Below are 721 nucleotides of genomic sequence, written 5' to 3' on the forward strand. Positions count from 1 at the left end.
ATTGATGTTTATCGGCAAAAGTTTGAGCCTACTCGCGATGTGGTGTCATTTTTCCTTTTTGTGAGCATCTTCCCGCTGGCAATGGCGGGACCGATTGAGCGGGCTACCAATTTACTGCCGCAGATTTACAAACGCCGAACGTTTGACTATGCCTTGTCTGTCGATGGGATGCGGCAAATTCTTTGGGGGCTGTTCAAAAAAGTGGTTATCGCCGACAATTGCGCCACGATTGCCAATGAGGTTTTCAATAATTCGGATGCTTATTCGGGCAGTGCGCTGCTTTTGGGTGCAATTTTCTGCACTTTTCAGTTTTACGGCGACTTTTCGGGCTATTCCGATATGGCGTTAGGAATTGGTAAACTGTTGGGATTCAAGTTTTTGCAAAACTTTAGGTTTCCCTATTTTTCGCGCAACATAGCCGAATTTTGGCGGCGTTGGCATATTTCACTCAACACATGGTTTCGCGATTATTTGTACATCCCGTTGGGTGGAAGTCGCGGCTCAAAATGGCAAACGGTGCGCAACACGTTCATTATCTTCCTTGTAAGCGGCTTTTGGCATGGTGCTAACTGGACATATATCAGTTGGGGAGCGTATCACGCAATACTGTTTGTACCGATTATTTTGCTGGGAAAAAGTAGAAAATATACCGATACTGTCGCCGAAGGGAAACTATTGCCAAGTCTACCGGAGTTGTTAAAAATGGCACGTACCTTTGGAA

Annotated in this window: 1 protein-coding gene; it reads left to right on the plus strand. The window is 45.5% G+C overall.

The window, feature by feature from the left end:
• A partial coding sequence (locus ASC50_RS02530; RefSeq protein WP_162491122.1) for an MBOAT family O-acyltransferase occupies positions 1 to 721 on the plus strand: 721 nt, incomplete at both ends.

The sequence above is a fragment of the Candidatus Symbiothrix dinenymphae genome (assembly GCF_001431085.1).